This window comes from Microbacterium sp. (assembly GCF_030149085.1).
In the GTDB taxonomy this organism is placed as follows: Bacteria; Actinomycetota; Actinomycetes; order Actinomycetales; family Microbacteriaceae; genus Microbacterium.
In genome coordinates, this window is record NZ_JASBSF010000203.1 from 1 (window position 1) to 5,907 (window position 5,907).

Annotated in this window: 5 protein-coding genes; 4 read left to right on the top strand and 1 reads right to left on the bottom strand. The window is 69.7% G+C overall.

The genetic code is table 11. The annotated features are described in order from the left end of the window. The first annotated feature begins 125 nt into the window (after window positions 1-125). Genes Q1V87_RS08100 through Q1V87_RS08115 form a run of 4 tightly spaced genes read left to right on the top strand, consistent with a single transcriptional unit; the run spans window position 126 to window position 5,325 of the window. Entirely contained in the window at window positions 126-1,571 is a 1,446-nt protein-coding gene (locus Q1V87_RS08100; RefSeq protein WP_292707882.1) for a proton-conducting transporter membrane subunit, read from the top strand. After that, window positions 1,568-4,153 (top strand): putative inorganic carbon transporter subunit DabA, encoded by a 2,586-nt coding sequence (locus Q1V87_RS08105; RefSeq protein ID WP_300591645.1) that lies wholly within the window; start codon window positions 1,568-1,570, stop codon window positions 4,151-4,153. The genes Q1V87_RS08100 and Q1V87_RS08105 overlap by 4 nt, the downstream gene beginning before the upstream one ends. After that, entirely contained in the window at window positions 4,144-4,467 is a 324-nt protein-coding gene (locus tag Q1V87_RS08110; protein WP_292707874.1) for a DUF190 domain-containing protein, read from the top strand. The genes Q1V87_RS08105 and Q1V87_RS08110 overlap by 10 nt, the downstream gene beginning before the upstream one ends. A gap of 9 nt (window positions 4,468-4,476) precedes the next feature. Next, entirely contained in the window at window positions 4,477-5,325 is an 849-nt protein-coding gene (locus Q1V87_RS08115; RefSeq protein WP_292707872.1) for a DUF6671 family protein, read from the top strand. A 33-nt stretch (window positions 5,326-5,358) separates the two neighbouring features. Here Q1V87_RS08115 and Q1V87_RS08120 read toward each other — a convergent pair. Beyond that, on the bottom strand, window positions 5,359-5,907 hold a 549-nt coding region (locus Q1V87_RS08120), incomplete at its 5' end, for an SDR family NAD(P)-dependent oxidoreductase (RefSeq protein ID WP_300591646.1).

Sequence of the window (5,907 nt, forward strand, 5' to 3'; positions counted from 1 at the left end):
CACGTGCGCGTGATTGGTGAGGAACGTCCAAGTGCCCACCTTCGACATGATACCTGACCTACAAAACACGCGAAGCTATACCGGTAATTTGCTTCCTGTAATTTGTTGCTTGTAATCTGTCTCGTGTGAATCCGCTTCTCCTGGCAGCGACAGCGCTCGTCCTCCTTGGTGCCTTTGTGACGGCGATCGCGGGTCGACGATCACGACGGATGCGGTCGGCCAGCGTCGCGGCCACGTGGATCGCCTTCGCCCTGGCCGCGGCATCGCTTGTTCTGGCCGCCGCATATGCGAGCGATGTCGTCGGAAGCATCTTCGCCACGCTTGCTCTCGGCGTGACCGGGACTGTGCAGCTGTGGAGCATCCGCCACCTCGAGGGAGACCCGCGCGCGACGCGGTTCTTCGCCCTGTCGTCGGTCTTGGCTTCCGGACTCACCGTTACGGCGGCAGCCCCGAATGCGATCGTCCTGGCGATCGGATGGGTGGTCGCAAGCGCTGCAGTGATCGCGCTCATCACCCTCGGCGGTCGCACTACTCAAACCCGCGTGGCCCTGCGCCGCACGCTCGTCGCCTTCGGCATCGGCGATATCGCTCTCGTGGCCGCTGTCGTGACCGTGACGGCGACGCCTGTCACCTCCCTGAACGAGCTGGGCGCCGTCGGTGGAGCCCCAGCGCTGGTCGTCGGCATCCTGGTCGCGATCGCAGCGATCACGCGCGCGGCATCCGTCCCCCTCCACGGGTGGCTGCCCGCGACCCTTGCCGCCCCGACACCGGTATCGGCGATCCTGCACGCCGGATTCGTGAACGCCGGGGCGCTTCTGCTGGTGCGGTTTGCGCCGCTGGAGGCCTGGACGACCCCGGTCATCGTGGGAATCGCCGGCGGGCTCACGGTCGTCATTGCCGGCTCCGCGATGCTCACCCGACCCGACGTCAAAGGACGCCTCGTGCACTCGACGGCGGCCCAGATGGGATTCATGCTGCTTGCCTGCGCGATCGGCGCCTGGCCGCTGGCGCTCCTGCACGTCGTGGGGCACGCGCTCTACAAGTCCTACCGGTTCCTTGCCGCCGGATCCGCGCTCCTCGGCGAGCCGTCACCATCGCGGGCTCAGGATGCGGACACTCGCGTCCTGCGTTCCGGTGTCGCCTCCGCTGCCGCCGCAATCGTGGTGGTGATCGCCCTGATAGCAGACAGCTTCTCGCACCCGGGCGGCGCCCTGGTCCCCTTCATCGCCGCCACAGTGTGGATCGGGGTGTGGGCAGCGACGGGCGGACGAGGCAGGTCGCGCTGGGTGATCGCGGCTGGAGTCAGCGGCGTCGCATCCGGCTACGTCCTGCTGTGGGCGGCTGTCGAGAACGCGTTCCCGCTGGCCCTCGGGGCCGCGGCCAGTCCCTGGCTCGCGGTCTGCGTCTTCGTGACGGCCGTGCTCGCCGGCCTCGCTGTCAGTCCCGCGGCACCCACCGCGATCCGGGACTACGTGTACGGCGCGGCATCCGGGTGGGGCACATCCCCCGCGCCACCATCGCACGCCGCGTCGCTTACCGAACCCGTCGAGTACGAAAGGTCTTCTCGATGACCATCTCCCCGCTACCCCCCACAGAAAAGACACCCCCACGGGCTGTCGATGTCCGAGGGCTCGTGATCGCCGCAGCCCAGGCTCTGGCCCCGCAGTATCCGTTGCACCGGTTCATTGCACGCAACCCCTATGCCGGCTACGAGGACCTGCCCTGGGACATCGCCCGGGAACGGATCGCCGCCGAGCACGGCACGTCACTCGTCCGGCCGGAATCGGCCTACCGCGACCTCTACGCCGCCGGCGGCGTGAACGACGCTGACCTCACCGACGCTCTCGGCACGCTCGTGCACGATGTCTCGCTCGATCGCGTCGTGCGGTGGAGCGGACGAGACATCCGCGTTGCCGACGTCTTCATTGCTGACCTGCTCGCGTCGCCGGAGGCCCCGCTGCCCAGACGCACACTCCTGACGCCCGCTGAGCGCTTCGCTCCGCGCGTGCACACCAAGATCGAGACGTACCTCGCCCGGCTCGGCGCCCGCTCGCTCGGACACGCTCCCGCCCCCGATCCGTTGACGGCCGGGCGGTTTTGGGATGCGTGGCGGCGCAGTGCCGGCCGCGACCTCACACTTCCCGTGCGCGTTCGCCGGGGTGTCCGGATCGCCGCCGAGTCACCGGAGGAGGCGATTGCGACGGCGTTCGAGCACTGGGAGGTCGTCGGCGACGACGCCGTCGCCCTGCTGCGCGCCCACCTGCTGAGCCTGCCGGGGTGGGCAGCGGCGATCGCCGACGGCTCCAGCGGCGCCGTGACCCTCACCGACTGGCTCGCTGCCCGCGTCACGCTGGAACTGCTCTGGTTGCCGTCGGACACTCCCGCGTGGCATCCGAACGCAGCCGCCACCACAGCCGCCGCCGTCGTCTTTCCCGCCGAACGTCACGCCGAACGGGTCGCCGCGGTCGCCGATTCCCTCGCCCTCACGCTCGCCGACGCCGAACGCGCCGAGCTCTCCCGCATCCTGCACGCCCTTCCCGAGTCATGCCGCCTCGAGGCGTGGCACGCTGCTGCCGAACGCCACCTCGCGCTGCTGGTCTCGCCGCGCTCCCGTCCGCGGGCGGACCGCGGCCGGCCGGCATCTCAGGTGGTGATGTGCATCGACCCTCGCTCGGAGGGGATGCGGCGCCACCTCGAGGCATCCGGAGACATCGAGACCTTCGGGTTCGCAGGCTTCTTCGCTCTCGCCATCGCATTCCAGGATGCCGCGGGCGGCCCCGCGATCGCCTCGTGTCCCGTCCTGGTGGCACCGCGCGCCCGCGTGCACGAAGGCTCTGCTGATCAGGCGGCGATCGAGCGGCTTCGACGGGGCGCCGTGACCGCGCGCACCGCCCACGACACCCTCGAGGGCGTCGCCGAGTCTGCGGCTTCACCGTTCGCGTACGCCGAGATCGCCGGGTGGGCGACGGGACCGGCGAGCGTCGCACGCACCATCGCCCCCGTGACCACGGCGCGCGTCGCGCGGAACCTTCGGGAGATTGTTGCGCCGCGTCCGGCGACCCGGCTCGATCCCGACGTCGCCTTCGCGCTCGACGAACGGATCGCGTATGCGGAGTCGGCGCTTCGGATGATGGGGCTCGTCGACCAGTTCGCGAGGCTCGTGGTGCTCTGCGGGCACGGCGCGACGGTCGCCAATAACCCCTTCGCCGCGGCCCTGCAGTGCGGTGCGTGCGGTGGACACGAGGGGTCACCGAACGCACGCGCGGCAGCCGCCGTCTTCAACGACCCCGAGACCCGACGCGGTCTCGACGAGCACGGCATCCACATTCCACCCGACACGGTCTTCCTTGCCGCGCAGCACGACACCGTCACCGATCGGATCACGATCCTCGAGCCGTGGAGCGTTCCCGCCACCCACAGCGCTGACCTCGCCGCACTCGAGGATGCCGCAGCAAGCGCGCGAATCGGGAACGGCCGCGAGCGCCTCGCCGAGGTGCCGGGCGCTCCGGCGAACCCGACAGACGACGTGGTCCTCGCCGAGCTCGAGCGCCGCAGCGCCGACTGGGCGCAGGTCTACCCCGAGTGGGGCCTGTGCGGAAACGTCGCGATGATCGTCGCGCCCCGCCGCGTCACCGCCGAGCGCAACCTCGCGCGCCGTGTCTTCCTCCACAGCTACGAGACCGACGCCGATCCCGATGGATCGGCCCTCGAAACGATCCTGACTGCCCCGATGATCGTCGCTCAGTGGATCAACGCGCAGTACTCGGCATCCACCCTCTCCCCCAACCGGTTCGGCGCCGGCAGCAAGACCCTCCACAACGTCGTCGGCAACGTGGGGGTCGTTTCGGGGTACGGCGGAGACCTCCGTACCGGTCTCGCCTGGCAGTCCGTGGGTGTCGGACACGGCGCTCGACACGAGCCGGTACGGCTGCAGGTCTTCGTGCAGGCACCGCTTGAGCGCGTCGGCGAGATCGTCTCGCGCTCCCACGTCGTCCGCCAGCTCGTCGATAACCGCTGGATCACCCTGCGCGCGCGTGCGGACGACGACACCGACTGGGCGACTCTCACCCGCTACGGATGGCGCACCCAGCCTCTCTCCGACGCACCGAGCCCCACAGAGCCCACCCCCAAGGAGACCACCGCATGGAACTGAAGGACCTCACCCCCATGGTCAAGATCGAGATCGTCATCCCCGCGCGTCATGCGCCCGAGGTCACCGACCTCATCCGCAGTCTCGGCGCGCGCGGCTACACCGCCGTCTCGGGCGTAGCCGGGTTCGGCCACCACGGCGAGCGCGGGGGGCGGATGCTGTTCAACGACCACGACGCCCTGACGATGCTCATCACCGTTGTGCCCGAAGACCGCGCCGACGCCATCGCCTCGGCGATGCATCCGGTGCTCACCCGGATGTCGGGGGTCATGTTCGTTTCGGAGACGGCAGTCAGCCGCGCCGAGTATTTCGTCTGACCTCGCGACGTGACCACGATCGACCCAGCCGGTGGGGGCGTGCGAACCGAGTCGCCCTACGACGGGATGACCGCCGCGGTCGGCACTCTCCACGGCAAGGAGAGGCAACTCGAGCCCGCGCTGCGGCGGTGGCACGGTGTGCGCGTCGTAGCCACCCGGGAGGTGAACACCGACCAGTGGGGAACCTTCACGGGCGAGAGGCCGCGGCAGGTGGCTCCCGCGGAGGCGGCACGACTGAAGGCTGAGGCTGCTACGGATGAGCTCGGGGCCTCACTCGGGATCGGAACCGAGGCATCGTTCGCGAGCGTGCTCGGATTCGGCCCGCCAGTGCACGAAGAGATCGTCGTCTTCGTCGATCGCGCCCGGGGTATCCACATCACCGAGACGCATCGGCGGTTCTCCCACGTGCCCCCACCGCGGACCGCTGCAACCCCCGCCGAAGCCCGGGTGCTGCTCAGCGCCCTCGGCTACCCGTCCCACGGCGCGGTCATCCGCGGCTCTCGCGGCGAGGTCGTCAAGGGCGTGCAGACCTTCGAACCCGTGTCGCGAATGCTGTCAACGGGCCGGGTCACGATCGAGGCCGATCTGCGCGCACACATGAATCCGACACGGCAGCGCGTGATCCGGCGGCTCGCCTGGCGCCTATCTGCGCGCCTACGCTGCCAATGCCCCGCCTGCGGCACTCCCGGCTACGGCATCGTCGGGAGCGAGCGCGGAGCGCCCTGCGCCGCTTGCGGCACGCCGACCCACGTCATGCGTGCTGACGTTTGGGGCTGCGCATCATGCCCACACCGGGAGGAGGTCGCGCGACGAGCACGCACCGCCGACCCCGGGCGGTGCGATGCCTGCAACCCGTGACGTCGGCGGCGAGTCAGCCGTTCAGTACGTCGATCACCACGGCAACGGACGTCCGTCGCGGGTCAGGGACCCACGCTCCACCGACCCCGGATGCAGAATCGGTGCGAGCACGCTTCGGGCACCGTCTCTCGGCGGCCCGGCACCCATCTCGGCCATTCCGGGCGCAGTAGCCGTGAGCCCCGGGTCCACGGCGAAGACGTCGATACCCTCCTCACTCAGCTCGAGCGCTGCCTTCCGTGCGAGAGCATGTACCGCAGCCTTCGATACGGCGTACGAGGCAGCACCGGGGTGGGTTGCGATACCGAACTGCGGATCGCCGTGGGAGCCGCCACCGCTTCCCACGATCACAATCCGGGCGTTGCCGGCGGCGCGTAGGGCGGGAAGGAACGCGCGAATCGTCTGCCACGTCCCCACAACGTTGACCGCGAGGATGTCTCGCACCAGGTCCAGGTCGGCAGTGGCGACAGTCTCGTCCCACGGGGCGAACTGCGCGGCGTTGGCGACAAGCAGATCGACGGATGCCGTCATCGTGGCCACGGCGCGAGCCGCACTCTCGATCTCGGCCGCAGAAGAGATGTCTGC